The organism is Paenibacillus terrigena DSM 21567 (genome assembly GCF_000374845.1).
Taxonomy (GTDB): Bacteria; Bacillota; Bacilli; order Paenibacillales; family Paenibacillaceae; genus Paenibacillus_K; species Paenibacillus_K terrigena.
The window spans coordinates 54,519-79,334 of record NZ_KB895417.1; the positions used below are offsets into that span (position 1 = coordinate 54,519).

The 24,816-nt window shown below is 47.3% G+C and carries 21 protein-coding genes; 15 read left to right on the plus strand and 6 right to left on the minus strand.

Going from position 1 to position 24,816, the window contains the following annotated elements; all coding sequences use genetic code 11:
- Positions 1-33 precede the first annotated feature (33 nt).
- The 4 genes from C558_RS31230 to C558_RS0116430 all read left to right on the plus strand — a co-directional run bounded on the left by C558_RS31230 (position 34) and on the right by C558_RS0116430 (position 6,229).
- Entirely contained in the window at positions 34-3,135 is a 3,102-nt protein-coding gene (locus tag C558_RS31230; protein ID WP_018757375.1) for a copper amine oxidase N-terminal domain-containing protein, read from the plus strand.
- Between the two features lie 189 nt (positions 3,136-3,324).
- Positions 3,325-4,257, plus strand: coding sequence for a manganese-dependent inorganic pyrophosphatase (locus C558_RS0116420; RefSeq protein ID WP_018757376.1), 933 nt, complete (start codon positions 3,325-3,327; stop codon positions 4,255-4,257).
- 362 nt (positions 4,258-4,619) lie between these two features.
- Positions 4,620-5,255: a TetR/AcrR family transcriptional regulator gene (locus tag C558_RS0116425; protein ID WP_018757377.1), complete on the plus strand. Its 636-nt coding sequence runs from the start codon at positions 4,620-4,622 to the stop codon at positions 5,253-5,255.
- A complete protein-coding gene (locus C558_RS0116430) occupies positions 5,252-6,229 on the plus strand; it encodes an alpha/beta hydrolase (protein WP_018757378.1) in 978 nt (325 codons plus the stop codon). The genes C558_RS0116425 and C558_RS0116430 overlap by 4 nt, the downstream gene beginning before the upstream one ends.
- Before the next feature lie 153 nt (positions 6,230-6,382).
- On the opposite strand, the gene C558_RS0116440 is transcribed toward C558_RS0116430, so the two are convergent.
- The gene (locus tag C558_RS0116440; RefSeq protein ID WP_156826155.1) at positions 6,383-6,964 is read right to left on the minus strand and encodes a hypothetical protein; all 582 of its coding nucleotides are present in this window, start codon (positions 6,962-6,964) and stop codon (positions 6,383-6,385) included.
- 204 nt (positions 6,965-7,168) lie between these two features.
- Here C558_RS0116440 and C558_RS0116445 point away from each other — a divergent pair, with 204 nt between their 5' ends.
- The 9 genes from C558_RS0116445 to C558_RS0116485 all read left to right on the plus strand — a co-directional run bounded on the left by C558_RS0116445 (position 7,169) and on the right by C558_RS0116485 (position 14,385).
- Entirely contained in the window at positions 7,169-7,675 is a 507-nt protein-coding gene (locus C558_RS0116445) for a metal-dependent hydrolase (RefSeq protein ID WP_018757381.1), read from the plus strand.
- A gap of 27 nt (positions 7,676-7,702) precedes the next feature.
- A complete protein-coding gene (gene infC, locus C558_RS0116450; protein ID WP_018757382.1) occupies positions 7,703-8,191 on the plus strand; it encodes a translation initiation factor IF-3 in 489 nt (162 codons plus the stop codon).
- Positions 8,192-8,207: 16 nt separating this feature from the next.
- Positions 8,208-8,405, plus strand: coding sequence for a YwbE family protein (locus C558_RS0116455; RefSeq protein ID WP_018757383.1), 198 nt, complete (start codon positions 8,208-8,210; stop codon positions 8,403-8,405).
- Between the two features lie 379 nt (positions 8,406-8,784).
- The gene (locus C558_RS0116460) at positions 8,785-9,906 is read left to right on the plus strand and encodes an ABC transporter substrate-binding protein (RefSeq protein WP_018757384.1); all 1,122 of its coding nucleotides are present in this window, start codon (positions 8,785-8,787) and stop codon (positions 9,904-9,906) included.
- Positions 9,873-10,730: an ABC transporter permease gene (locus tag C558_RS0116465; RefSeq protein WP_026263987.1), complete on the plus strand. Its 858-nt coding sequence runs from the start codon at positions 9,873-9,875 to the stop codon at positions 10,728-10,730. The genes C558_RS0116460 and C558_RS0116465 overlap by 34 nt, the downstream gene beginning before the upstream one ends.
- Positions 10,727-11,575 (plus strand): ABC transporter permease, encoded by an 849-nt coding sequence (locus C558_RS0116470; RefSeq protein WP_018757386.1) that lies wholly within the window; start codon positions 10,727-10,729, stop codon positions 11,573-11,575. Before C558_RS0116465 ends, C558_RS0116470 begins: the two co-directional genes overlap by 4 nt.
- Positions 11,572-12,612, plus strand: coding sequence for an ABC transporter ATP-binding protein (locus C558_RS0116475; RefSeq protein WP_018757387.1), 1,041 nt, complete (start codon positions 11,572-11,574; stop codon positions 12,610-12,612). Before C558_RS0116470 ends, C558_RS0116475 begins: the two co-directional genes overlap by 4 nt.
- A 24-nt stretch (positions 12,613-12,636) precedes the next feature.
- Positions 12,637-13,365 carry an MgtC/SapB family protein gene (locus tag C558_RS0116480; RefSeq protein WP_018757388.1) on the plus strand — a complete coding sequence of 243 codons (729 nt, stop codon included), beginning with the start codon at positions 12,637-12,639 and terminating at the stop codon, positions 13,363-13,365.
- 81 nt (positions 13,366-13,446) lie between these two features.
- Positions 13,447-14,385 (plus strand): metallophosphoesterase family protein, encoded by a 939-nt coding sequence (locus C558_RS0116485; protein ID WP_018757389.1) that lies wholly within the window; start codon positions 13,447-13,449, stop codon positions 14,383-14,385.
- 75 nt (positions 14,386-14,460) lie between these two features.
- Here the strand turns inward: C558_RS0116485 and gnd are convergent, their stop codons facing one another.
- The 5 genes from gnd to C558_RS0116510 all read right to left on the minus strand — a co-directional run bounded on the left by gnd (position 14,461) and on the right by C558_RS0116510 (position 22,020).
- Entirely contained in the window at positions 14,461-15,870 is a 1,410-nt protein-coding gene (gene gnd, locus C558_RS0116490) for a decarboxylating NADP(+)-dependent phosphogluconate dehydrogenase (protein WP_018757390.1), read from the minus strand.
- 76 nt (positions 15,871-15,946) lie between these two features.
- Positions 15,947-17,293, minus strand: coding sequence for a GntP family permease (locus C558_RS0116495; protein ID WP_018757391.1), 1,347 nt, complete (start codon positions 17,291-17,293; stop codon positions 15,947-15,949).
- A 19-nt stretch (positions 17,294-17,312) separates the two neighbouring features.
- The gene (gntK, locus tag C558_RS0116500; protein ID WP_018757392.1) at positions 17,313-18,860 is read right to left on the minus strand and encodes a gluconokinase; all 1,548 of its coding nucleotides are present in this window, start codon (positions 18,858-18,860) and stop codon (positions 17,313-17,315) included.
- Positions 18,853-19,584: a GntR family transcriptional regulator gene (locus C558_RS0116505; RefSeq protein WP_018757393.1), complete on the minus strand. Its 732-nt coding sequence runs from the start codon at positions 19,582-19,584 to the stop codon at positions 18,853-18,855. Before C558_RS0116505 ends, gntK begins: the two co-directional genes overlap by 8 nt.
- A gap of 222 nt (positions 19,585-19,806) precedes the next feature.
- Positions 19,807-22,020, minus strand: coding sequence for a GH92 family glycosyl hydrolase (locus tag C558_RS0116510; protein WP_018757394.1), 2,214 nt, complete (start codon positions 22,018-22,020; stop codon positions 19,807-19,809).
- A 182-nt stretch (positions 22,021-22,202) separates the two neighbouring features.
- Here C558_RS0116510 and C558_RS0116515 point away from each other — a divergent pair, with 182 nt between their 5' ends.
- Entirely contained in the window at positions 22,203-23,081 is an 879-nt protein-coding gene (locus C558_RS0116515; RefSeq protein WP_018757395.1) for an AraC family transcriptional regulator, read from the plus strand.
- Between the two features lie 188 nt (positions 23,082-23,269).
- Entirely contained in the window at positions 23,270-24,754 is a 1,485-nt protein-coding gene (locus C558_RS0116520) for an ABC transporter substrate-binding protein (protein ID WP_018757396.1), read from the plus strand.
- Positions 24,755-24,816: the final 62 nt, after the last annotated feature.

Sequence of the window (24,816 nt, forward strand, 5' to 3'; positions counted from 1 at the left end):
GTCGTTTTGAAATGTGATTGGGAGGATGAAAATGTGAGAAAGTTATTGTCTGCAATACTAGCTGGCGCGCTGGTTGTTACGTTCACGCCACAGGCAAACGTCAAAGCGGCGCCTACGAATTCAATTAGTATTTATATCGATGGGAATCAGTTGTATACAGATCAGCCGCCCGTCTCGATCGGGGGCAGAACGCTGCTGCCGCTGCGGGCGATCTTTGAAGGATTGAACGCTAGTGTCGATTGGAATGAGCGGACCAAAGTGGTTACGGCAAAACGGGATGACACAACAGTCGTTCTGAAGTTAGGATCCAAAACGGCGATGGTTAATGGGGAGTCGGTAGCGTTGGATGTTCCCGCACAGAGCATCAAGAACCGTACAATGATCCCAGTTCGTTTCGTCAGCGAAGCGATGGGGGAAGAGGTGGATTGGAACCCTTCGTCCAAAGCAGTATACATCAAGACATCTTCAGGCGGAGTAACGTCTGTACCGAACGTCAATGCACGGATTACCGGGCAGAATGGTGACGGTCGCGATATCGAGGTGAGCTTCTCCAAAGCTGCGAAAGAGTCGAACGTGGATCATTACCGTGTCATGCTCGTGAAGTCAGAGAAATCCAGTTATTTCTCAACATCGACGGCACAATCTGTATCTTCGAAAAACTATACGACGGTACTCGGTATTGGCGGGGATCAATATATCTCGCTAACATCGCAAACAAGGGATGTGGACGGCGATTTAATTCGTGCGAACCAATCATACGTTGCTTATGTTCTAACAGCTAGCAAGAGCAATCAATTCGCGCTCTCCAGCGGCTCACAGAAGGTTACGGTAACGGCAAGTACGCCTGTATCGGCCGTGACGAATGTGAAAGCAAGCGATGTGAGCGACTACGGCGACGGACGCGATCTATACGTTAGCTTCACGAAGCCTGACAACGAGACGAGTATTGCGAACTATCGTATTCTTGTAGTGAAGACGAAGGACGCGTACAAATTCGATCTTACGGCTGCGAATGCGGTATCCTCGCAGAACTCGACCCTTGTGGACAAATCAGGGAAGAACGTATCGACGACACTAAGCTCCACAGCGCGCGATACGTCTGGCGAATATATTAAAGACGGTGTGTCTTACACGGTGTTCGTGCTTGCGGAGGGCAACAATTCGAAGAATACGAACCGATTGTCTGCCGCATCGACTTCGATCACGTTAGGCAGCACTGTTGGTGCACCTGTCATTACTAGCGTTGCAGATGTGAACAACTATAATGACGGACGTGACTTGCAAGTGAGCTTCAACAAATCATCGAATGAATCGAAGATCAGCCATTATCGCATTTTTATAGTGCGTGTAAGAGATGGGTTGAACTTCTCGCAATCCGATGCGAATGCCGTCGCTTCCGGTAGATACTATGACGTAGCGAAGACAGGCTACAATATCGTCACGACGCTGCCGTCGAATGCAAGAGAAGTGAATGGCTCTAGTATCGGCAATGGCGAAGACTACCGCGTCTACGTCATGGCGATCTCGAACGATAAGAACGCCTATAACAATGCATTATCTTCGTCGTCATCGACGATTCGCCTATCGAATAACGTCGGTGCAGGTGCAACGAATGTCAGTGCGAGCGACGTGAGCGACTACAACGACGGCCGCGACATGTCCGTATCGTTCACGCGTGCAACGGATGAGTCTTCCATTAACCACTACCGGATTCTGGTTGTCAAATCTTCGGATGCTAGCCGATTCAGTTTATCCGATGCGAATCGGGTATCGAGCTCCAATTACACGTCTGTCAGCAAAACAGGCCGCAACATCAGCACGAATCTGGCTTCCAATGCCCGTGACGTGGACGGTGCTGCGATCCGCAACGGCGTGAATTATCAAGTTTTCGTACTCTCGGTAGGGAACTACGGCGACAATACGTTATCGAATGCATCCTCGACGATTCGCCTAGCGGACAATTACAATATTACCGCGCCGACATATGTCGTAGGTACGGACGTAGCGGACTATAACGATGGACGCGACCTGCAGGTGGTGTTCAACCGTTCGAACGATGAATCTAACATTGATCACTATCGCGTGATGGTCGTGAAGGCTGGTAATGCATCGAGCTTTACTCTGTCCCGCGCAAGCTCCATTTCGAGCTCGAACTATACGTACGTAAGCAAGACAGGCGGCAACTATAGCTTGACGCTTGATCGTAATGCGCGTGATGTAGATGGCGCAGCCATCCGCAACGGCGTTTCCTATCGGATCTTCGTGCTGGCTGTAGGGCGAGGCAGTTATACAGGTAGCTACGCATTATCTCCGTTCTCTTCGGAAATTACGCTTGCAACGAACGTAACGATTGACGGCGCATCGAACTTGACAGGCAATGTCGTGAACAATCAAAGCGGTGGCAGCGACATTGAAGTGACCTTCACGAAATCGTCCAATGAGACGAACGTGGCGGAATATCGCATTATGTTCGTGCCGGTAGATTTGGCCAGCAGCTTCAACTTATCGGCAGCCAATGATGTGAATGCATCGAATTATACAAGAGTTACGAAGCAAAACTCGAACATCAGACAATTGATATCGGATCAAACGCGAGATGTGAGAGGCAACCAATTGATCAAAGGGGTACCTTACCGCGTATACGTGCTTACGACGGCGGATAGTAGGATTGGCGCGAATAACGTGCTGTCTACTCCTTCCAGAGAGTTCACGCTGATTGATCAGTCGGTTCCGGCAGTAGGCAAAGTATACAGCAACGTTGAAGCAGACGGACAATCGGTTCGAGTAACCTATGATCGCGCAGCCAACGAGAGCAACATTGCATACTATGAAGTGATGTTGGTACCAGTGAACAGCAACTGGAACTTATCCGTGGCGAACCAAGTCAGTCCAGCCAACTATAAAATCGTCAATCCTGGAGGCAACTCCGCTACGCTAACGATGGCGGATAACGATGCTTTTGGCAACAAACTTGCCTATGGTGTCGAGTACCAGGCTTACGTGTTGTCGGTTGCGAACGGAAAAGTCGTGTCAATTAACAACTTATCCACTTCTTCCAATGGATTTAAGTTCGTGATGCCAAACAACCCGAACTCGATTCCTATTCCTGATCCGGTGAATCCACCGCAATCATAATAAAAAGCACAACAAAAGAGCCGATTCATTCGGCTCTTTTGCATTCTCATCCCAAACCTAGCAATCTCACAATTTATTCCTATTAAATGGATTGGAATATAAGGTGATTCACGTTATAATCTTGATTGTAATGGAAGTGGTACGTTATACTTTGAACATAATAAAATTCGATCAATAAGGAGTACGATGATGGAAAAAGTATTGATTTTCGGACACAAAAACCCTGATACAGATACGATTTGCTCTGCAATTGCTTATGCAGACTTGAAGACGAAGCTTGGCGCGAACGTTGAGGCTATTCGTCTAGGTGAAGTGAACGGCGAGACAGCGTACGCGCTCCAGCATTTTCAGGTGGAAGCGCCGCGTCTTGTAGAGAATGTTGCGGATGGAGCGAAGGAAGTTATCCTCGTCGACCATAATGAGCGTCAACAAAGTGCGAACGACATTGAGAAGGTGCGTGTCATCGAAGTTATCGACCACCACCGTATCGCGAACTTCGAGACAAGCGGTCCGATCTACTATCGTGCTGAGCCGGTAGGATGCACAGCGACGATCTTGAACAAAATGTACAAAGAGAACGGCATTGCCATCGACAAGCAAATCGCAGGGTTGATGTTGTCCGCGATTATCTCGGACTCCTTGTTGTTCAAGTCCCCGACTTGCACAGCGCAAGACGTAGCTGCAGCGCGTGAGCTTGCTGAAATCGCAGGTGTGGATGCAGACGCATATGGTCTTGAAATGTTGAAAGCTGGTGCAGACCTAAGCGACAAGACGATTGCGCAACTGATCTCTCTGGATGCGAAAGAATTCCAAATGGGTAATGCAAAAGTCGAAATCGCGCAAGTGAATGCGGTTGATGTGAACGATGTTCTTAGTCGTCAAGTCGAGCTGGAAGCGGCGCTGAACACAATCATCGCGGACAAAGGATTAGACTTGTTCCTGCTTGTGGTAACAGACATCTTGAACAATGATTCCGTTGGTCTAGCCCTAGGCGCATCGGCACACATCGTGGAGAAAGCTTACAACGTAACGTTGTCGGACAACAAAGCAGTTCTAAAAGGCGTTGTATCTCGTAAGTCGCAGATCGTACCTGTATTGACAGATACATTCAATGCGCAATAATTAATATTTTATATTTGAAAATAAGCGGCCATTCCGGAGATAACTTCGCGAATGGGTCGCTTTTTTGATGTGTTAGAGCATGTACGATATATCGAGTTGGAAGGTGCTATTGGATCTAGATGTGCGCTAATTGATCGACTTGCGGTTCGAGGAAGTCGGAGCGTGTACTCGTACAAAGTAATATAAAAAAACAAGCCAGAGCGCATGTTGGGCAGCGCTCTGGCTTGTTTTTATTTGTGAAGTTTCATCCTACTTATGAGTAAGATGAAATTCACGCTTGCAATAATTCGTAATTAAAGATATATTATTAATTAAATGATTGATCATTTAATTAATTACAAATAAATCTATAGAGAGTGGGAATGAATTTGGCAAGACCAATCAATGAAGAAAAAAGACAGGAGCGGCGTAGTTGTATCCTAAAAGAAGCCGTTGTCCTGTTTGCAGAAAATGGATATTCTAATACCACAACAGCTCTTATTGCGCAGAGTGTGGGAGTGACTGCTGGAACCATCTTTCAATATTTCCCAAGCAAAGAAGCCTTATTCTACGCCGCTGTCCTTGAGCCGCTTGCTGATATTCAGGAGAAGTCACTTGCTTGTCTAAAACAAGAGGGGACGCCGGGCGTATTAATTAAGAACATGGTAGAAGAACAATTCAATCATATCTATTGCTATACAAATGAATTGCGGCTTGTTCAATATGTCTTAGGACAACGGATAAGATTTCCTGAACTTACACAGAAGGTCCTTGAAAGTACAAAAGTCATGACAGATACTATCGAATGCGTCTATGCCAAGGGACAGTTAATGGGAGAATTCAACAAAAACTTTTCACCAGCTATGATCTCTCGTGCCTATATCTCTTTCTTAAATGGGATAGGCTTAACTCTTGGAGAAAGTATTATTCATCACCCCGAGTGGGGAAATTTGAAGGAGCATGCCTTATATTTGTTCGCACCTACACAACCTAAAAAAAATGCGAGGGAATCTGAATGAGTGAAACATCATTACAACCAAATTTGACATTAAACGTTCGTTCGAAAAAACGGGGGAAAATTTTATTGATCCTAGGGATCGTGCTATTGCTTGTGGTGGGTTTAGTATTTTTCATATCCTATAAAGTAATGGATACCTTGATGCACCATCCTAGAGACACGAATGTCAGCTACGACTTGAATATCGATAAAACTCCCTACGAAGAGGTTGAGTTCAAGAGCTTGAAAAATGATAATACGATTAGAGGTTCCTTCTTTCATGCAAATGGTCTTTCCAATAAGGCAAGTGATAAGACGATTATTGTCGTCCATGGATATACAAGCAATCGTTTAGTCAAAGGGCGGACCAAAAAGTTAGTAGAGCATTTCGTTCCGAAAGGCTATAATGTATTGGCATTTGACCTCAGTTCGCAAGGTAAATCCGATGGTAATATGATTACACTTGGCCTCAATGAAAAATATGATTTGCTTGGAGCTGTAAGCTATTTAAAATCCAGAGACCATGCTGGTGATAACATTGGAGTTATTGGTTTTTCAATGGGTGCTGCTACTACTTTGCTAGCCGCAAGTGAAAGTGATGACATCAAAGCTGTAGTTGCAGATAGTCCTTTTCGTAATGCAGGTCTATTTCTGAGAGAGGGTTTGCCCTTCTTCTCAGGTTTACCTTCTTTTCCATTTAGTTATACATCGACATGGGTGGGTAAATGGGTCTTAAAGGTTGATCTTGATTCCGTATCTCCAATGGATGCAGTAAAGAAGATGAAAGACAAGCCAGTTATGCTGATTCATGGAACTGGAGATCAGCAAATTAGTTATAAAAATACAGAAGCAATTTGGGAGTCATTAAAAGACGACCCGTATGCAGAAGTATGGTACCCGCATAATACGGAGCATATCGATGCCATCAATCATTACCCCACTGAATATTTCCAAAAAGTAGATCGCTTTATGGATAAGTATATAGGAAAAGAGTAGAAACGACATGAAAGCCGGTGTTCCCTATATTAGGGGAAAGCCGGCTTTTCTGCTGTTACTTGATAAAATGATAGCGTCGGATGACGGCTTCATGACCTGAACACGAATCAAGGGGAACATCACGGATCAAGTCCGTTGATGTTCCCCTTGCTGTTATTGGTCCTCGATGCGCAGCGTGAAGAGGATCGCCGCTTCCAGTCTGCTTAAGGATTCAGGCGACAAGTCAGCCGTCCGAATGGTATTCGTGCTCGTTGCTTGCGTGCCCCATACAGGCACCGCGTCATCTTTGTGGAAGGTACGTGGTTCAAACTCGCTGAGCAGTCCCAGCGCAGTGTATTTTTTATCCCATGGGATGGTAAAGGTCATTAGGCTGGATCCAGTTGCATGGGTGATTCCGACTTTCACCTTGATCATCTTTTCTTGTCCTTCGGATGCGTAGTAATCCGTATCCATTGATATCATGACTTCCATTTCGTTATCTTCTTCGTTCGGGCTAAAGAACAAATCCCCAATAGAGCCGGAGGAGGCTGTTTTTTTCCCGTCTTTCCATAGATCGATATCTAGACTAGCATTAGGCCTTTTCCCCTCATAACGCAGTTTGAATGCGCCGGACATGGTGCCAAGAAATGGTTTCAATTTCGCAGCGTTACCGCTGAACATGTCGACAGGTGTTAATGTGATGGTGGTAGGCCCGTTCTTGCCAGAGTTTGATGCACAGCCTGTTAATAAAAACATAATGATTAGAAAGCATGATATATACCGCATATCCTCACCTCTCTCCGTCATATTTTACCATTTCAAATCTATGTTTTCTATTTATTGTTTGACTTTGATCGCACTTACCAATCTTCTCTCGCCATGCGATCGTATGTTTGCTATAATGAAGTACTCCGTTAGGAGAATACAATACATCATAGCAGAAACGCGGAGGATGGAATTATGCTTCAGAAAACACACAGCCTAGCCGGCGTGCTTGCCGCCGAAGGTGTTATGATTTATTTTCAGCAGCCGCTCATCTCTTGGGAATCTGGTGCAGCGCTGCTGATCGGATGTCTCGCCGGGCCGTTAGCGGATATCGATAAGAAAGGGTCGACGATGGCCAAGGTTTTCTTGCCTTTATCTTATTTGCTGCAATTCCTCGGCGTGAAGCATCGAACCTTAACGCACTCGATTGTTGCACTCATTGCACTCGGTTTTCTTTTATCGCCCTTACCGGACTTTTTCTATTGGACCTGTCTCTTAGCGTATGCATCCCATCCCCTCATTGACTTGTTGAATGAACAGGGTGTAGCATTATTCTGGCCATGGAAGAAGAAATTCCGTATTCTGCCGAAGTTTATGGCGATCGACACGGGGTCTTTTGGCGAAAGTGTATTCTGTATGATCTTACTGGTTGCGGTCATTGTCATCCCGTTCGTATATTTGTTACCTAAGGGTATGCTATAACTGAGTGAGGAGTCAGGAGGTTGAATAATGATTACAAATGAACAAATCAAAGCGTCGGAAGTGAAGCTGACCGGTGTGAATGGCGAGGATCTTGGAGTCGTAGCGACGGCCGAAGCGCTTCGGATGGCGAGAGAGCTGAAGGTCGATCTCGTCTGTCTCTCGTTAATGTCGAGCCCGCCGCCGTGTAAGCTCGTAGCGAAGAACGTACATAAGCAAGAGAAGAATCAACAGAAGCAGCAAGAGCGCAAGGCGTCAGTCCCTGCCAAAGTCAAAGAAATTCGTGTTACGGCGGCGATCGAGGAACATGACTACGACACGAAGAAACGCCAAGCGGAGCGTATTCTCAGCACCGGGAACAGTGTGCAGCTGACGGTACTCGTCGATCGCAAGCAGACGGACCCTGCGAAGCGGGTTGCCGAAGAGATGGTCCGCGACTTGTCTGAATCCGGCCAGTTAGAGCGGGGGATCCAAGTAAGCGGCAAGCAAGTGATTGCGATCATTAAGCCAAGAGCCTAAGAAGGAAGTGACAGCGATGAGTGGACAGTTACGCGCGAATATTCGCCCGGGTCTCGAAGTGGAGATCGTGTTGAAGCAGGATCAGCGGACAGGTGCCTTGACAGCAGGGACGGTGAAGGACATTCTAACGAATTCCCCGCAGCATCCGCATGGGATTAAGGTGCGACTCACGAGCGGACAAGTTGGACGCGTGAAGAACATTATATCGAAGTAAGGCATGGAGCATGGACCGAGAGGTCGATGCTCTTTTTATTTGACGTGCGAACATAACCCATTTCCATTTGCGTGATCATGCAGTGAAGGTGATCCTTCACTTTTTTTTGCTCCGATAGATAGAATTATTGTTGAACCTACCGCAATTTTGCGATAACATCAAAAAAGAAACAAACATAAACAACAAGAAACAACATAAATAAATTGTAATACCTGTTTTAATCAGAAATTCATGAATATTGAAGAACAAGCACGCTTATAGTGAAATAAGTCTCGCATACGAGAGTCGCAGCACCCGATCCAGTTACCGCTCTGATTCCGGGATTCACGGAGTTGGGTTGTATAGATTTAATCCTAGCGATATGGGGAGAGGTGGAAGTATGAAGTCTTGGAGAGGCATGAGGTTCTTTACAATTCTTGCACTTACAGCGGCGCTAACGAGCATGACTTTACTCGCAGCTTGTTCATCAGGTACGAAGACGGGGGATGATTCGGGTTCGAACGGAAACGGAGGCAAGACGCTAACGCTGCAAGAACTGGTACCACTCGCGCAGAAGGAAGGAAAGTTAGCCAGCGTAGGGATGCCGGACTCTTGGGCGAACTGGAAAGGGACATGGGATGACTTGCTCAGCAAATACAAAATTGAGCACACGGATACAGACATGTCCAGCGCGGAAGAGCTAGCCAAATTCGAGACGGAGAAAGGCAATCCGCCCGATATTGGCGACGTTGGCATTGCCTTTGGTCCGGTCGCGGAAGAGAAAGGGTTAACGCTCAAATATAAAACGGAATTCTGGGATGAAGTCCCGGCATGGGCGAAGGATGATGACGGAGACTGGATGGTGGGATATACCGGCACGATCTCGTTCCTCTGCAACAAGACTTTGGTCGATAAGTGCCCGACGAGCTGGGCCGATCTGAAGTCAGGCAACTACAAGGTTGCCCTCGGTGATGTGGGCAAAGCAGCGCAAGCGCAGCATGTCGTGCTCGCCGCGGCGATGGCGTTCGGCGGGGATGTGACCAACCTGAAGCCTGGACTCGATTACTTCGCGGATCTGGCGTCGAAGGATCGGATCTCCAAGGTGGATGCGACCGTGCCGAATATTCAGAAAGGCGAGATCCAAGTGGTTACGCTATGGGATTTCAACTCCTTGGGGTATCGGGATCAGATCGATCCGGCAAAATTTGAGATTCATATCCCCAAAGAGGGCAGCGTAACGAGCGGTTATGCTTCCGTCATTAACAAAAATGCGAAAAATAAGAATGCGGCGATGCTGGCACGGGCTTATATTTTTAGCGATGAGGGTCAGATTAACCTAGCCAAAGGGTATGCGCGTCCGATCCGTTCCAGCGTGAAGCTGCCGGACGATGTCGCCTCCAAATTGATTAGCAGCGATGAATATGCGAACGCCAAACCGATCAGCGACTTCAAGGCTTGGGAGAAATCGATTAAGGAGCTGCCGCAATTATGGCTAGAACAGGTCCAATCCAAAATAAAATAATGCTGCTCGTCTGTCTTCCGTTATTGATTTGGATTGCCGCGTTTGAATTGCTGCCGATTGCTGGCATGCTCGTGATGAGTTTCCAAGATGATAGCGGCCAAGGGTTCTCCCTTGGCCAATACATAAGAGCCTTCACAAGCGATATCTATCTGCAGGCGATATGGAACAGCTTGAAGGTGGCGCTCATCTCGAGCATTGTCGGAATCATCATTGCCTTGGTCTGTGGGTATGCCATTACCCGCCTCTCCGAAGGGTTTCGCGATCGGATTTTGATGGTATCCAACATGATTACGAATTTCGTCGGGGTGCCGCTTGCCTTTGCATATATGATCATGCTCGGCAACAACGGAGCATTTACCCTGCTGTTTCAGAAGCTGGGGCTGGATTCACTTGCGAAGTTCGATCTCTATACCGAGAACGGGCTTCTCATGCTATACATCTACTACCAGATTCCGCTCGCGATACTGCTCGTCTATCCCATCTTTCACGGGATTCGTGAGGAGTGGAAGGAAGCATCGGCGCTGCTCGGCGCTTCCGCATGGCGGTTCTGGCGGCATATCGGAATTCCGATGATGCTTCCTAGTATTCTAGGAACATTCAGTATTCTGATCGCGAATGCGTTAGGCGCCTATGCGACAGCTTATGCCTTGACCGGCAGCAACTTCAATCTCCTGTCGATTCGGATCGCAGCACTTGTATCGGGGGATATCTTCCCGAACTTCCAGCTCGGCAGCGCACTTGCGGTCATCTTGGCGCTGATTATGCTGCTCGCGATGTTCCTCAATGAGTGGATGACACGGTATTCGAGGAGGAGAGGCTTATGAGGCGATCTTCGCAACCGGTGGCTCGCAGGAAGGAAGCTGGGCCTACGATCATCATTGCTGTACTCTTACTCTATCTATTTCTGCCGATCGTTGCGACGCTGCTCTTCTCCATCGCGAAGGATTGGCAATCTAGCATCTTGCCGACGAGCTATACGCTGTCGTGGTATGGGCATATTTTCAGTGATCCGAGATTTCTGTTCGCTGTGCTGCGTACGCTGCTCGTTGGCGTATTGACCGTATCCTTGGGGCTAGCGGTAATGGTGCCGGTGATTTTCGTCCTCGCCGTGTACTTTCCGAAGTGGGAGAAGCTGCTTCAGATTTCTGTGCTGCTGCCGTTCGCCTTTCCACCTGTTGTAGCAGCGATTGGGCTGATCAAGCTCTATTCCGGCGGTCCGGTCCCGTTAACCGGTACGATATGGATTCTAATCGCGGTCTATTTCATTCTCATCCAGCCGTTTATCTATCAGAGCGTACGGAGCAGTCTGCGGACGATCCATGCACAGGATTTGATGGAAGCGGCAGAAGTGCTCGGATCGGGGAAGGTGAATGCGTTCCTTCGGATTATTCTTCCGAATATATGGTCCGGCACGCTGGTCGCTTGCCTCTTATCCTTCTCGATGGTATTCGGCGAGTTCGTCATGGGTCGGATGCTCGTCGGCGGGGAGTTCGAGACGGTCCAGCAGTATCTATATAATGCGATGAAGGTGTCCGGTCCATCGGCGAGCGCCGTGGTCGTAACGTACTTTTTGTTTATTTTCTTGATCTCAGGCATCGTGCTGAAGCTGGGCAGGCGGAAGCCGGGAGGCTATCTCGCACATCCGAAACCGGGGGGAGAGGATCAATGAGCTACATTCATATTGATACCGTGCGCAAGACCTATGAAGCGCAGATGGTGCTGAAGGATATCGATTTTAAGATCGAGGAAGGGGAATTCCTGACCATGCTGGGTCCATCCGGCTGTGGGAAAAGCACGCTGTTGCGTGCCATTGCCGGCCTCATTCCGATCGACTCCGGTTCGATCATTGTCGGCGGACGCAATATCACGCATTTGTCGCCGAAGGAGCGGCAGGTCGGGATGGTATTCCAATCGTATGCGTTATTCCCGAATATGTCCGTCTTCGAGAATATTGCTTTTGGACTTAAGATGGAGAAGATGACGAAGCGTGACTATACCCCTCTCGTGGAAGAGATGATTGCATTAATCGATTTGCGCGGCAAAGAAAATCAATATCCTGCGCAATTATCTGGCGGTCAGCAGCAGCGGGTCGCACTCGCTCGCGCGCTTGTGAAACGCCCGAAAGTATTGCTGCTGGATGAACCTCTAAGTGCGCTTGATGCCAAGATCCGCCGGCATCTGCGGCATCAGATACGCGACATCCAGCGGAAGCTAAAGATGACGACCATCTTCGTGACCCACGATCAGGAAGAGGCGCTTACGATCTCGGATCGGATCGTGGTGATGAATAACGGCGTCATGGAGCAGCAAGGCACGCCGGCAGAGATCTATACGGCGCCGGCAACCGAGTTCGTCGCGAAGTTCATCGGCAGCTATAATGTCTGGCGCAAGGAGGAGCTCTCGAAGAGCCAGCTGGCGCAGATGCCGTCTGGGGAGCTGTACGCCGTGCGGCCAGAATCGATCCGGATTGTTCCTGCGGAGGAAGAAGACGGTTTGTTCGATGCGACATGGATGCGCCTCGGCGAAGGAAGGGTGGAGCGCAGCATGATTCTTGGCAATGTTATGCGGTATTTCATTCGCGTGCAGGCCATGCAGGTGATCGTCGATCGATTGCATGATCAGGATACAAGGCGGGTTGGGGAAGGTACGAATGTACGGCTGTTCCTCCCAGTGGAGGATTGCCGAGTTTTGAATGCGTTAGCATGATGATGGGTAAAAGGGAGATGCCAGGTGAACACGACATATGATCCAATGATTTGGCACATTAGCAATCTAGAGATGACCATTCGTTTGTTGCTTGCCCTTCTGCTTGGCGGTTTGATCGGTCTGGAACGCGAGCTTGGCGGCCATTCTGCGGGGTTTCGAACGCATATTCTCGTCTGTCTGGGTTCTGCTGCGATCGCGTTATTATCAATGTATGGCTTCGCAGCATTCGCGGCTGACCCGAATGTGCGTCTCGACCCGGCAAGGCTTGCTGCACAAGTGATCAGCGGGATCGGATTTCTTGGAGCAGGGACAATACTACGAACGGGGCTGACGATCTCAGGACTTACGACAGCAGCCTCGCTATGGGTGGTGGCGGCAATCGGGTTGTCAGCTGGCGCGGGGTTCTATTACGGAGCAGGTATTCTAACCCTGCTCGTCGTCGTCAGCTTGTTCTTCTTGAATAAGATGGAGAAGCGGTTCTCACGGACTAAGGCAACAAGGCAGTTGGTCCTGAAGATGGCCCGGGGGTCCTCAAGTCTGAACCAAGTTGTGGATTACTTGAGTGATAAGGGCATTCAGATGAATAAGCTGGTCGTCGAGAAAGAAGAAGGTGAAGTTGTCGATTCGGATGGATTATTGATTGTAAGACTACATCTGAAGCTGAAGCGAGTGAATCGATATGAGGAGGTGGTCGTGACTTTAGCCGAAATGGAAGGCATTTATGGACTTGAGACCGTAGGAGACTCGCTCTAATACGGCAGACAAGTCTGATGACGGAATGGACAAGCGATTAAGCGCTCAATCACAATATGAATATAGAGGAGTTATGGGGAAATGACGACACTACAATTTCGTGAGGATCGTACGTTCAAAATTGTTCAATTTACGGATATTCATTTGCACCAAGGTGATGCGAAGGATGAGCAGACCTGTGCCTTAATTGGTCAAATCGTCGATGCGGAGCAGCCAGATCTTGTTGTATTCACAGGCGATGTCATTGAGGCGCATCATTGCGTGGATGGACAATTGGATTCATTTCAGTTGGTTGCTGAGGTCGTTGAGGAGCGTCAAGTGCCTTGGACGGTCGTATTCGGCAACCATGATACTGAAGTCAATATTACGCGGGAACAGCTGATGGAACAAGCAATGAAGAACCCGCATTGTCTCGCCGTTCCGGGTCCAGCATCCATCGCGGGCGTCGGCAACTATTGTCTGGAAGTCGTGAATGCGCAAGGCGTACCGGCAGCGCTGCTCTATCATCTGGATTCCGGAAGCGTATCGACGGTCTCTCACGTGGACGGCTATGGCTGGATTGATCGCAGCCAGATCGCGTGGTATGAGCAGGAATCAAGGGCCTATACGGCCAAGAATGGGGGCACACCATTGCCAGCGCTGGCGTTCTTCCACATTCCGCTCCAAGAATATGTCACTGTATGGGAGCAAGGCAACACGGTAGGGGATCGGTTCGAACCAGTCTGCTGCCCTCGTATTAATACCGGGTTGTTCGCCGCGATGGTTGAGATGGGGGATGTGATGGGAACCTTCGTCGGCCATGACCATACGAATGATTATATCGGTGAATTACACCAAATCCAGCTCTGTTACGGCCGCAAGACCGGGTATAACAGCTATAGCCGGGATGGGTTCTTGAAAGGTGCGCGCGTGATCCAGCTTGAGGAGGGCAACCGTGCGTTCAAGACATGGATGCGGCTTGAAGACGGATCGGTCATTGCGCAGGAAGCGACATCCGAAGCTCAGAATACGTTGGGTTAACGAATAAAGAGAAAAAAATGCGGCCTTCGTCCTGAATTTCACAGGACGGAGGCCGCATCGTTTGCGATGAGAGAATCACTGCCAGTCTGTGTGATAGACTCCAGGCAGATCGCTACGTTCATACGTATGAGCACCGAAATAATCACGTTGCGCTTGCAAAAGGTTAGCATTAGACATGCCCGTACGATAACTATCGAAATAAGTTAGCGATGAGCTTAAACATGGTAGCGCAACGCCGGAACTCATCCCTTCACAGACGATCTCCCGCAACGCGTCTTGGTATGTCGATACCTTCTCCGCGAAGTATGGAGAAATTAATAAATTGGCAAGATCTGTTTGTGCCTCATAGGCTTCGCTGATTACTTTTAAAAATTCTGCACGGATGATACAACCGCCGCGGAAAATGAGCGCAATATCCTTCAAAGGCAAATCCCACTCGTACAGTTCGGAAGTCATTTTGTATTGTGTAAATCCTTGCGCGTATGCACAAACTTTTCCCATATACAATGCCTGTCTAACGTAGTCAATCCACAGGGTTTTATCTAAATGTAAATGCGCCTGATCCATGTTGGGACTTGCCAAGATGCTCTCCGCAATCACACGTTCTTCTTTCAAAGATGAGATATATCGGGCATACAAAGACTCCGTAATAATAGAAGTCGGGATCCCGTTATCAATCGCTTGGATGCTCGTCCATTTGCCCGTGCCTTTTTGTCCTGCTTTATCCAGAATCACATCGATTAACGGCAAGCCCGTTAAGGCATCCTGCTTTCTTAGAATTTCTGCTGTAATTTCGATTAAATAGCTTTTTAGTTCGCCTTGATTCCATGTTTCAAAAATGTCAGCGACTTCATTCACCGATAGGCCTAACCTTTCTCTTAAAAAGGTATACGCTTCGGCGATTAATTGCATGTCTGCGTACTCGATCCCATTATGGACCATTTTTACGAAATGCCCTGCGCCTCTCGGACCAATATAAACGCAGCAAGGCTCGCCATTCACTTGAGCCGCTATTTTGGTAAGAATGGGCGCGACTTTATCGTATACGTCTGGATCCCCGCCTGGCATGATCGAAGGACCTAGCAGAGCCCCGACTTCTCCCCCGGATATGCCGATCCCTAAATAACCGATTCCCCTGGAACGTAATTCATCGTATCTGCGTTCCGTATCTTGATAATGGGAATTGCCGCCATCCATGATGATATCGCCGGACTCAAGAAAAGGTAATAATGAAGTAATGACGGAATCAATCGGCTTGCCCGCCGTCACCATAAGAAAGATTTTTCTTGGCTTTTGTAAGGACTGCACAAAATCTTGAATTTCGTAATAGGGTTTGACTGTTAAGGCTTCCACTTTGTCGATCAATTTATCGGTTAAATCTCTTGTGTAATTATAGACCGCAACGTGTTCCCCTTTACCCGCCATGTTCAGTGCGATATTACTGCCCATGACCCCCAAACCAATGACACCAATTGTATTTAACATATGTTTGCACCTGTTTTCTTAAAATAATGGGCAGTAGAAACTTGGCCGAAGCTGAATTTCTACTGCCTGGAGAGAACTATACGAACAAGCTTAGCAATAATATAAATCCTAATCCGGATACGGAAATAATCGTCTCAAGCAAAGTCCACGTCGCAAAGGTTTCTTTCATACTTAACCCAAAATACTCTTTGAACATCCAGAAACCAGCATCGTTCACGTGCGAAGCAATGAGACTGCCAGCTCCGGTTGCAAGGACGACGAGAGCTAGATTAACGTCAGATGTACCTAACATTGGAAGTACTAATCCGGTCGTTGTTAATGCAGCAACCGTAGCAGACCCTAAGGAAATACGTAAGATGGCAGCGATGATCCAGGCCAGCAAGATCGGCGATAAGGAAGTGCCTTGAAAGATTTGGGCTACGTAGTCGCCAACGCCGCCATTAATCAATACTTGTTTGAAGGCTCCGCCTCCGCCGATGATTAAGAGCATCATACCAATATGAGAAATCGCTGTTGTACATGACTCCATGACGGTTTTGATTGGAATCTTTCTTGCCAATCCCATCGTATAGATGGCCACTAATAACGAAATCAGCATGGACACATCCGCATCCCCGATGAACCGGATCGTTGCGAGTATTCCGTTGTCGTTAAAGCCAATCGTTTTTTGCAGCAAAGTAATGATCGTAGCGATTGACATTAAAATCACGGGCAATAAAGCGGTAAATACACTGATACCAAAACCAGGCGTATCCTCAAGTTTAAATACCTTCTGTTCGCCTAGCGAGCTAATATTCCCGGTTTTTGTGAATGCGTTCGGCATTAGTTTTCTGGAAATCTTCGTAAATACAGGTCCGGCCAAAATGACCGTTGGGATGGCAATAATAAAACCATACAGCAGTACGTGACCAAGGTTTGCGCCAAGTTCACCCGCAATCGCGGTAGGTCCCGGATGGGGCGGCAAAAATCCGTGCGTTACGGATAAAGCTGCAGCCATTGGAATCCCGAGATACAAGATCGAAACTTTCAATTCTCTTGAAATGGCGAAAATAATAGGGATTAATAATACTAATCCAACTTCAAAAAATAAGGCAACGCCGATAATAAACGAAGCAGTCACGACAGCCCACTGAATGTTCTTCTCACCGAATTTGTCCACAAGGGTCATGGCGATCCGTTGTGCGCCCCCGGAATCTGAGAGCAGCTTGCCTAACATGGCACCGAGACCGAATATGAGAGCTAGATGGCCCAGTGTACCGCCTAAGCCGGCCTCAATGGTTTTAACGATATCTCCCATCGGCATACCAAGGGCTAGGGCGACGCCGAACGATACAATGATTAATGAAATGAAGGTATTTAATTTCAAGACCATGATTAATCCAAGTAATGCTAGAATCCCAATTGCTACAATGACTAATGGCATCGTAATTTCCCCTTATTGTTTATTCTTGGTTGTCTTTGATTAAGCTTCTTTGATAATTGGTGATTCGCGTATAATCTTCTTCTAATACTCTTGATAGACTGATAAAGATCGGCAACAATTGTCTATACTCTTTTGCTGCTTCTTCTTTTGGTGTGTGTTGGTAGGTACTGCCAATCATGTTATTAACGATATCAAAAGAGTCAATTTTTCCTGTGGCATAGAGACCTAATATACATGCCCCTAGACAAGAACTTTCGTAACTTTTGGGAACAACGACTTCAGATTCGAAAATATCGGACATCATTTGCCGCCACACATCAGATCTTGCGAAGCCTCCCGTTGCTTGAATCCGGGTCACAGGACCGTCCATGCATTCCGTTAATGCTAGGAACACGGTATATAGATTATAAATAACGCCTTCCAAGGCAGCCCGAATCATATGCTCCTTTTTATGTGACAACGTTAAGCCGAAGAAGGAGCCGCGTACGTTCGGATTCCATAGTGGCGCACGTTCTCCTGCGAGATAGGGGTGGAATAGCAAACCGTCTGCCCCCGGTCTCACACGTTCAGCGATTTTCGTTAATACATCGTAGGGATCAATCCCTAGTCTTTTCGCTGTCTCTACTTCTGAGGAGGCAAGTTCATCGCGAATCCAGCGAAGGACCATCCCTCCATTGTTGACCGGTCCGCCAATGACCCAATGCTTTTCCGTTAACGCATAACAGAATATTCTTCCTTTTTTATCAGTTTGCGGCTTGTCAATGACGGTTCGAATGGCTCCGCTTGTCCCTATGGTGACTGCAATCTCGCCTTTTCCGATGGCATTCACGCCTAGATTGGAGAGCACGCCGTCACTGGCGCCAATGACAAAAGAGGTCTGTGGATCAATACCCATCCTTTGAGCCAAGTCCGGATTGCAATGGTTATATATGTTGGTGGTTGGCACGAGCTCAGATAATTGAGCAGGTGTTATGCCGGCGATTTGTAGTGCTTCTTCATCCCAATCTAACGTGTTAAGATTCATCATTCCCATCGATGAAGCGAGGGAATGATCGACGACATACTGATCGAACAATTTCTTAAAGATATATTCTTTGATTCCGATATACTTTCTGGTTTTGGCAGCGATCTCAGGACGGTCGTTCACAATCCATGTAATTTTGCATAACGGCGACATGGGGTGAATAGGTGTTCCTGTCCGTCTATACACGTCATGGCCATTCAGTTCATTTTTAATTTTATGTGCCCATGCTTCACTGCGGTTATCAGCCCAGGTGATGCATGGTGTCAGCGGCTGGTCATTTTTATCCATGGCTATGACACTATGCATGGCGCTGCTAAATGAAATAAACGCTGGTTGTTTATCCGAATGCTGTTTTGTAATATTTGAAATCGTTTGCAGTACGGCTTGAAAAATCTGATCCGGATCTTGTTCCGCCGTGGACATATCCGGTGTATGAAGCGGGTAACCGATATTCTCGGTTTGAATGACTTCGCCATTGTCGGTGAACAATACCGCTTTGGTACTTGTTGTGCCGATATCTACGCCTAACATATAGCTACTCATGTTCTTGTTCTACTCCTTTAGATAACATTTGCTGCGACATCCAGAGGTCATCGACTTTCCCTTGAACATCATCAAAGTTTTGATGCAAAGATTTAATCATGAGTGCTCGATCTTTTGTTCCGATGGCTTGTATATAAAGTTCATGATTAGTGATAATCCGCGCTAAATCTTCGTACTTTTCCTTAAAGCGAGTACGCATCGATAATAGAATGAAGCTTTCCATAACGGGTTTTAAATTACTCCAAATCATCAGGACGTAGGAATGTTGAATGGAACGGATAATTGTCTCATGGAATAAAATATCTTGATAAGAAAACTCATCCGCATCTTCATATTTAATGGCGATTTTCATCATTTCCATAATTTTATTCAATTCCTTGACCAACTCATGGGTGTCGAGCTTCGCAAGCCGCTCAAAGACAAACGTTTCTATGAGAAGACGGACATCATATATTTCGTTGATTTCTTTTTCGGTTAAACCAATGACAACGGCGCCCATTCGTTCCAAGCGAATGATATTTTCAGATGCCAGTACTTTCAATGCATCGCGAACGGGGGATCGGCTTACGGAAAAATCGGCAGCCAATTTATTTTCGGACAAAATGGTACCGCTTTCGATCTTGCCTGAAATAATGCGCATTCGAAGTTCGCTTGCAACACGATCGCCAGTCGAAGCTTTTGAAAGCCATTTTTCGGGATAAATAAATTCTTTTGAATCCGCCATAACTTCACCTCTTTTGCAACCAAGTATACTTGTATACAAGTATACCCTTAATTATTGATTATGCAAGCGTTATCTTCTACCAATTTCACCCACTTTATTTAATTCTATTTTCGAAGGTTCACGCATCGTCGTCAGACGATTGAAACGAAATAAGCCCTCGTTCCATGATGGATGGAACGTAGGGCTTATTCTGTGTGATCATCCTATAGATGGACGCTGATGTTATTTATTTTTGGCCATCGCATAAGGAAGCTTCTTCAGATCGCTTACCTCAGCAGGTGCTTGAGTGCTCATCTCGAAGGCGAGTACGCCTCCATTGGCAAGCTCTTCATGGGTTAGATAGAGCCTCGATACGGATTCTCCGTTCAACTGGACACCCGATACATATTTATGCTCAGCCGTGTTATCTTCAGCTTCAATCACGATTTGTTTGCCGCTCTCCAGATGGACCGTCATCTTCTTGAAATAAGGCGTTCCAAGCACATATTCAGGTACCCCAGGGCTGAGTGGATAGAAGCCCATCGCACCGAATACGTACCACGCGCATAGGCTGCCGTTATCTTCATCGCCTGGCAAGCCGTCAGGGCGGGAGCTGAATAACTCATCCATGGTCCGACGAACCCATTGTTGCGTCAACGCCGGATAACCTAGTGCCGTGTAGATGTATGGGAAGTGGAAGCTCGGTTGGTTGCTGATCGCGAACTGCCCAAAATCGACATTGGCCATCTCGGACATTTCGTGAATTTCGAAGCCGTATGATCCGACTTTAAATTCAGGTTCTGCCGCGAATAGCGCGTCCAACCGCTCTTTTGCAGCCTCACGTCCCCCCATGAAATCCGCAAGTCCGAGCAGGTCATGCTGAACCGCCCAGCTGCTCTGGTAAGCGCCGCCTTCTGTGTATGGACCACCCCAGACGATCGGATCGAACGGCTCCAGCCAGCTTCCATCCTGCAGTTTGCCACGCATGAATCCGACAGCTGGATCGTACAGGTGTTTATATTGCTCCGCACGTTTCATAAGCTGCATGTATTCCTCATCGCGACCCAAATGCTTCGCAATCTGTGCTATACAGAAGTCGCCATAGACATAGTCGAGCGTGTTACATACGCTCTCGTGCGTATGAATATCGGCAGGCATATATTCGAATTTCAAATACTCGCCCATGCCTTTCCGTCCGTAACGATTGTCCGGTGATACGGTCGTCGCATGTTTGTGTAGTCCTTCGTAGGCCGTTTCGACATCGAATCCTGTGTTCCCTTTGACAATCGCATCAGCAAAGGATACATCGATAAGGGTACCCGGCATCATACTGCGTTCGCCCGGCGATGCCCATTTCGGCATCCAACCGGTCTCCTTGTATGCATTTACCCAGCCCTGCATCATTTCATTCACGAAGGATGGATAGAGCAAATTGTACAGCGGGAAGGATGTCCGGTAGGTATCCCAGAATCCGATATCGGCATAGAGCGGACCTTTCTCGATCTTGCCATTGTATGGACTGAAGTGAACCTGCTCACCGTCTGCGGTATATTCATGAATCGCGTGCGGGAAGAGGGAGGTACGGTAAAGGCTTGTATAGAATGTCTTCAGCTTCTCTTGGTCGTCGCTCTCAACCTCGATCACGCCAAGCTGCTTCTCCCAAATGGCCGATGCAACCTGAAGGATGTCATCGAAGGACTGCTGACCGATCTCGCGATCCAGATTCGTGAAGGCTTGTTCTTGACTAATGAAGGATGTACTGAAGCTCGCTTCGACCATACCGTCTGCCGGTAATTCTAAGCCGACGTAAGCACCGAGGCGCTCGCCCGTTCCGTTAAGATCTGAGTTCGTGTTATGCTTCGCATCGAATAACCCGCTGAGCTCCCCAACGATGGAGCAATTGAATCGAATTGCGAAATACATCCGGTAGTTCTCCGGCGTGCCGCCCGCTTTGGCTGTTGTGTAGCCTGTTAAGGTATTGTTCGCCGTGTCAATCTGCATGGTTGTCTCGCCTGGGAATGGCGCTAGAATGAAGCGGGCCTCATCCCGGCGTTTATAGGTCAGACGAATGCTCGCACAGCGTGCTGTTGGCGCGAGTTCCATCGTCGTCTGGTAGCGAAGCAGATGAACCTTCAAGTAGTCTGGGCGCACGACCAAATCTTTCTTGCGGAAGGAGGATGAGCGGTCATGGGCAGAGGTCTTCAGCGGACCTGTCTGCGGGATGAATGTCATATGGCCGTAGTCGCCAATCCATGGGCTTGGCTGATGCGTCAGGCGGAAGCCTTCCATGCGGTTATGGTTCGGGCTGAACCACCAGCCGCCGCCGGCTTCGGAGGTTTGCAGCGCCCAAGCGTTCATCGCGAAGGGCAATGAAGTTAACGGCAGTGTATTGCCGTTCGAATATGGGTAAATGGAATCGGTCCCTTGCAGGGGATTCACGTAAGCAATTTTGTTCATGTCTACACTCCTTTTTGAACAACCTCTTTAACGGATCTGTCTTTAGGTCACGTTACCTTCATTGTAGTGAAATAGGTGTCCCGCTCGCCTATCAATATTTTAGAATATCTATCACTTTTCATGATAAAATAGATCAGGACGTAATGTCATGATGGCTGTGAATGCTAGAAAGAGGCAAAAAAATGATGTTTCCATATTATTTGCAAGGCGATGATGAGGTTCATGGCGAGTTTCCTTTTACACTGAAAATTCATCATCTTGAGACGCATATCCCTGCACATGTGCACCATTTTATTGAATATACCTATGCTTTTAAAGGCCGAGGCACGGAATTAATTAATGGTGTTAGTAAGGAGTTAGTTCCCGGTACACTCACCTTCCTATTCCCGCATCAAGTCCATGAGATCAAAATTGAGCCGGGTGAAGAGCTATATCTCTACGTCGGAGCGATTGGACTTAAAGCATTCTTCGGCGGAGACACGTTCTTTGATCTGCATCGTTTGCTGCAAGGAGCAGAGTCTGATCCGAATACCACCTATCGGCTCGATGACGAGACAGCGGCCGAGATTCTGACGCTGCTCAAACAGATGCATGTGGAAATACAGGAAGGGCATCCCTGGAGCCGCGTCATGTTCGTAGCGAAGCTCATTCAGGTGTTCGTTCTCTTCGACCGCTATCGACAGCGTCATCTCGAACCAAGTCCTTCCCAGCATCGAGAGGTCCAGTCCATGCGAGGGATGCGAGAGATTATCTCTTATGTGTACCATCATTTCAAGGAAGATATTACGCTTGAGACGCTCGCGAAGAAGTTTAACTATAGTGTCTCTTATATTAGCGCTTCATTCAAACAATTGGCCGGCGAGAATTATTATGCGGTTCTTGAGCAGATTCGAATCGCACACGCATGCAATTTATTAATCAGTACGAATTTGAAGATCACAGACATTGCTTATGAAGCTGGCTTTAAATCGTACTCTACTTTCGTGCGGGTATTCCAGACGCGCATGCACATGTCGCCAACGGCCTATCGGAAGAATAAAGGAATAGCCTTGGATTTATAAGGGGAAATAGGGAAGGTTGATGGAGTGAAAATCCGATTGGATGAATGTTCCAGACACCTTTCTTTATTTTGTACACGAAATCTATAGTTTGTCGACTTTTGTAAGCGTATTATTTTGTTTAATCTTAAATAGCAATCAAGATTTACCAGTAACCGCTTGAATTTCATACAGAAGGGGATTGAAACAACATGACCAAAGCAAAGAAAATGCTGCTCACGACATTTTGTCTGTTGATGCTGACATCTATCGTCTTGGCTGGGTGTGGAAGTAAGAATAAGGACCAAGTTGAAAGCGCTGACAAGGGTGCGGCAGAACAGCCGGTAGAGCTTCTCTGGTACACGATTGGTGCGCCACAGAAGGACTTGAATAAAGTCATGGAGAAAGTGAGCGAATATACAAAAGAGAAAATCGGCGTCACGATCAAAATGAAAATGTTCGATTTCGGTGATTACAACCAGAAGATGGGCGTTATCGCAGCGACAGGCGAACCTTATGATATTGCATTCACTTCTTCCTGGGCATTCGATTATGTGACCAACGCGAAGAAAGGCTTGTTCTATCCAATGGACGAGCTCATTGAGAAATATGGACAAGACATGAAGAAGGCGATTCATCCGTCCTTCCTTGCAGGTGCCAAAATCGACGGTCAGACTTTCGCGATTCCGGTGAACAAAGAGCTTCCGGCGCAGAAGGTATTCCGCTTCAACAAGCAGTTTGTTGACAAATACAAGCTAGACATTAATAGTGTGAAGACGCTTCAAGACCTTGAGCCGTTGCTTGCTAAGGTGAAAGCAGGAGAGAAAGGATTGTATCCACTTTCCGGGGACAAGAACTTCAAGTTCGGTCTGTACTACGATCTAGTCAATGAGAACTTGCCGCTAGGCGTATCGCTTAATGATGCCGGCGACCTCAAAATCGTGAACATTCTGGAGCAACCAGAGACGATGAGAGATTTCACAACGATGCACGAGTACTACCAAAAAGGTTACTTAAAACAAGACGTTGCTTCGGCAGCGAATGGCGATGAGATGAAGACGGGCAAATGGTTCGTTGATATGCCGGATACACAACCGTTCGCGGACAACCTATGGAGCCAATCGTTTGGTTATCCGGTCGTATCGGTGCCATACACAGAAGCTTATGTCTATAACTGGTCCGTTCTAGGTTCGATGCATGCGATTTCCGCGTCGTCGAAATATCCTGAGAAAGCGATGCAATTCTTGAACTTGCTTAATACAGATAAGTACCTTCGTAACCTTGTGAACAACGGGATCGAAGGCGAGCACTACAAACGTATTGATGACCAGACCGTTGAATATTTGCCAGCGAAACAAGAGCGTTATGACATGCCTACATTCACGCTCGGTAACTTCTTCATTCTTGATAAGCTGTCAACGGATCCAAAAGACAAATGGGAGAAATTCGCTGAATTCAACAACTCGGCTAAAAATGCACCATTGCTTGGATTCTCCTTCAACCCAGACAAAGTGAAGACAGAGATCGCAGCACTTCAGAACGTGAAGGAAGAATTCTATCCTTCCCTGTTCACAGGATCTGTAGATCCGAAAGTCTATGTGCCAAAAGCGATTGAGAAATTCAAAGCTGCGGGACTCGACAAAGTTCAAGCAGAAATGCAAACACAGCTGGATGCTTGGAAAGCAAACAAAAAATAATCGATTTCTTCTGAAATCAAGTTCATAAGCAAGCGGGTATTCGATCCTCTGACCAGAGGAGG

Coding starts and splice junctions, on each gene's coding strand:
- C558_RS0116515 (WP_018757395.1), top strand. CDS start 22,203: ATGATGTTTCCATATTATTTGCAAGGCGATGATGAGGTTCATGGCGAG.
- C558_RS0116460 (WP_018757384.1), top strand. CDS start 8,785: ATGAAGTCTTGGAGAGGCATGAGGTTCTTTACAATTCTTGCACTTACA.
- gntK (WP_018757392.1), bottom strand. CDS start 18,860: ATGAGTAGCTATATGTTAGGCGTAGATATCGGCACAACAAGTACCAAA.
- C558_RS0116425 (WP_018757377.1), top strand. CDS start 4,620: ATGAATTTGGCAAGACCAATCAATGAAGAAAAAAGACAGGAGCGGCGT.
- C558_RS0116485 (WP_018757389.1), top strand. CDS start 13,447: ATGACGACACTACAATTTCGTGAGGATCGTACGTTCAAAATTGTTCAA.
- C558_RS0116495 (WP_018757391.1), bottom strand. CDS start 17,293: ATGCCATTAGTCATTGTAGCAATTGGGATTCTAGCATTACTTGGATTA.
- C558_RS0116510 (WP_018757394.1), bottom strand. CDS start 22,020: ATGAACAAAATTGCTTACGTGAATCCCCTGCAAGGGACCGATTCCATT.
- C558_RS0116430 (WP_018757378.1), top strand. CDS start 5,252: ATGAGTGAAACATCATTACAACCAAATTTGACATTAAACGTTCGTTCG.
- C558_RS0116505 (WP_018757393.1), bottom strand. CDS start 19,584: ATGGCGGATTCAAAAGAATTTATTTATCCCGAAAAATGGCTTTCAAAA.
- C558_RS0116440 (WP_156826155.1), bottom strand. CDS start 6,964: ATGTTTTTATTAACAGGCTGTGCATCAAACTCTGGCAAGAACGGGCCT.
- infC (WP_018757382.1), top strand. CDS start 7,703: ATGATTACAAATGAACAAATCAAAGCGTCGGAAGTGAAGCTGACCGGT.
- C558_RS0116420 (WP_018757376.1), top strand. CDS start 3,325: ATGGAAAAAGTATTGATTTTCGGACACAAAAACCCTGATACAGATACG.
- C558_RS0116470 (WP_018757386.1), top strand. CDS start 10,727: ATGAGGCGATCTTCGCAACCGGTGGCTCGCAGGAAGGAAGCTGGGCCT.
- C558_RS0116475 (WP_018757387.1), top strand. CDS start 11,572: ATGAGCTACATTCATATTGATACCGTGCGCAAGACCTATGAAGCGCAG.
- C558_RS0116465 (WP_026263987.1), top strand. CDS start 9,873: ATGGCTAGAACAGGTCCAATCCAAAATAAAATAATGCTGCTCGTCTGT.
- C558_RS0116455 (WP_018757383.1), top strand. CDS start 8,208: ATGAGTGGACAGTTACGCGCGAATATTCGCCCGGGTCTCGAAGTGGAG.
- gnd (WP_018757390.1), bottom strand. CDS start 15,870: ATGTTAAATACAATTGGTGTCATTGGTTTGGGGGTCATGGGCAGTAAT.
- C558_RS0116445 (WP_018757381.1), top strand. CDS start 7,169: ATGCTTCAGAAAACACACAGCCTAGCCGGCGTGCTTGCCGCCGAAGGT.
- C558_RS0116520 (WP_018757396.1), top strand. CDS start 23,270: ATGACCAAAGCAAAGAAAATGCTGCTCACGACATTTTGTCTGTTGATG.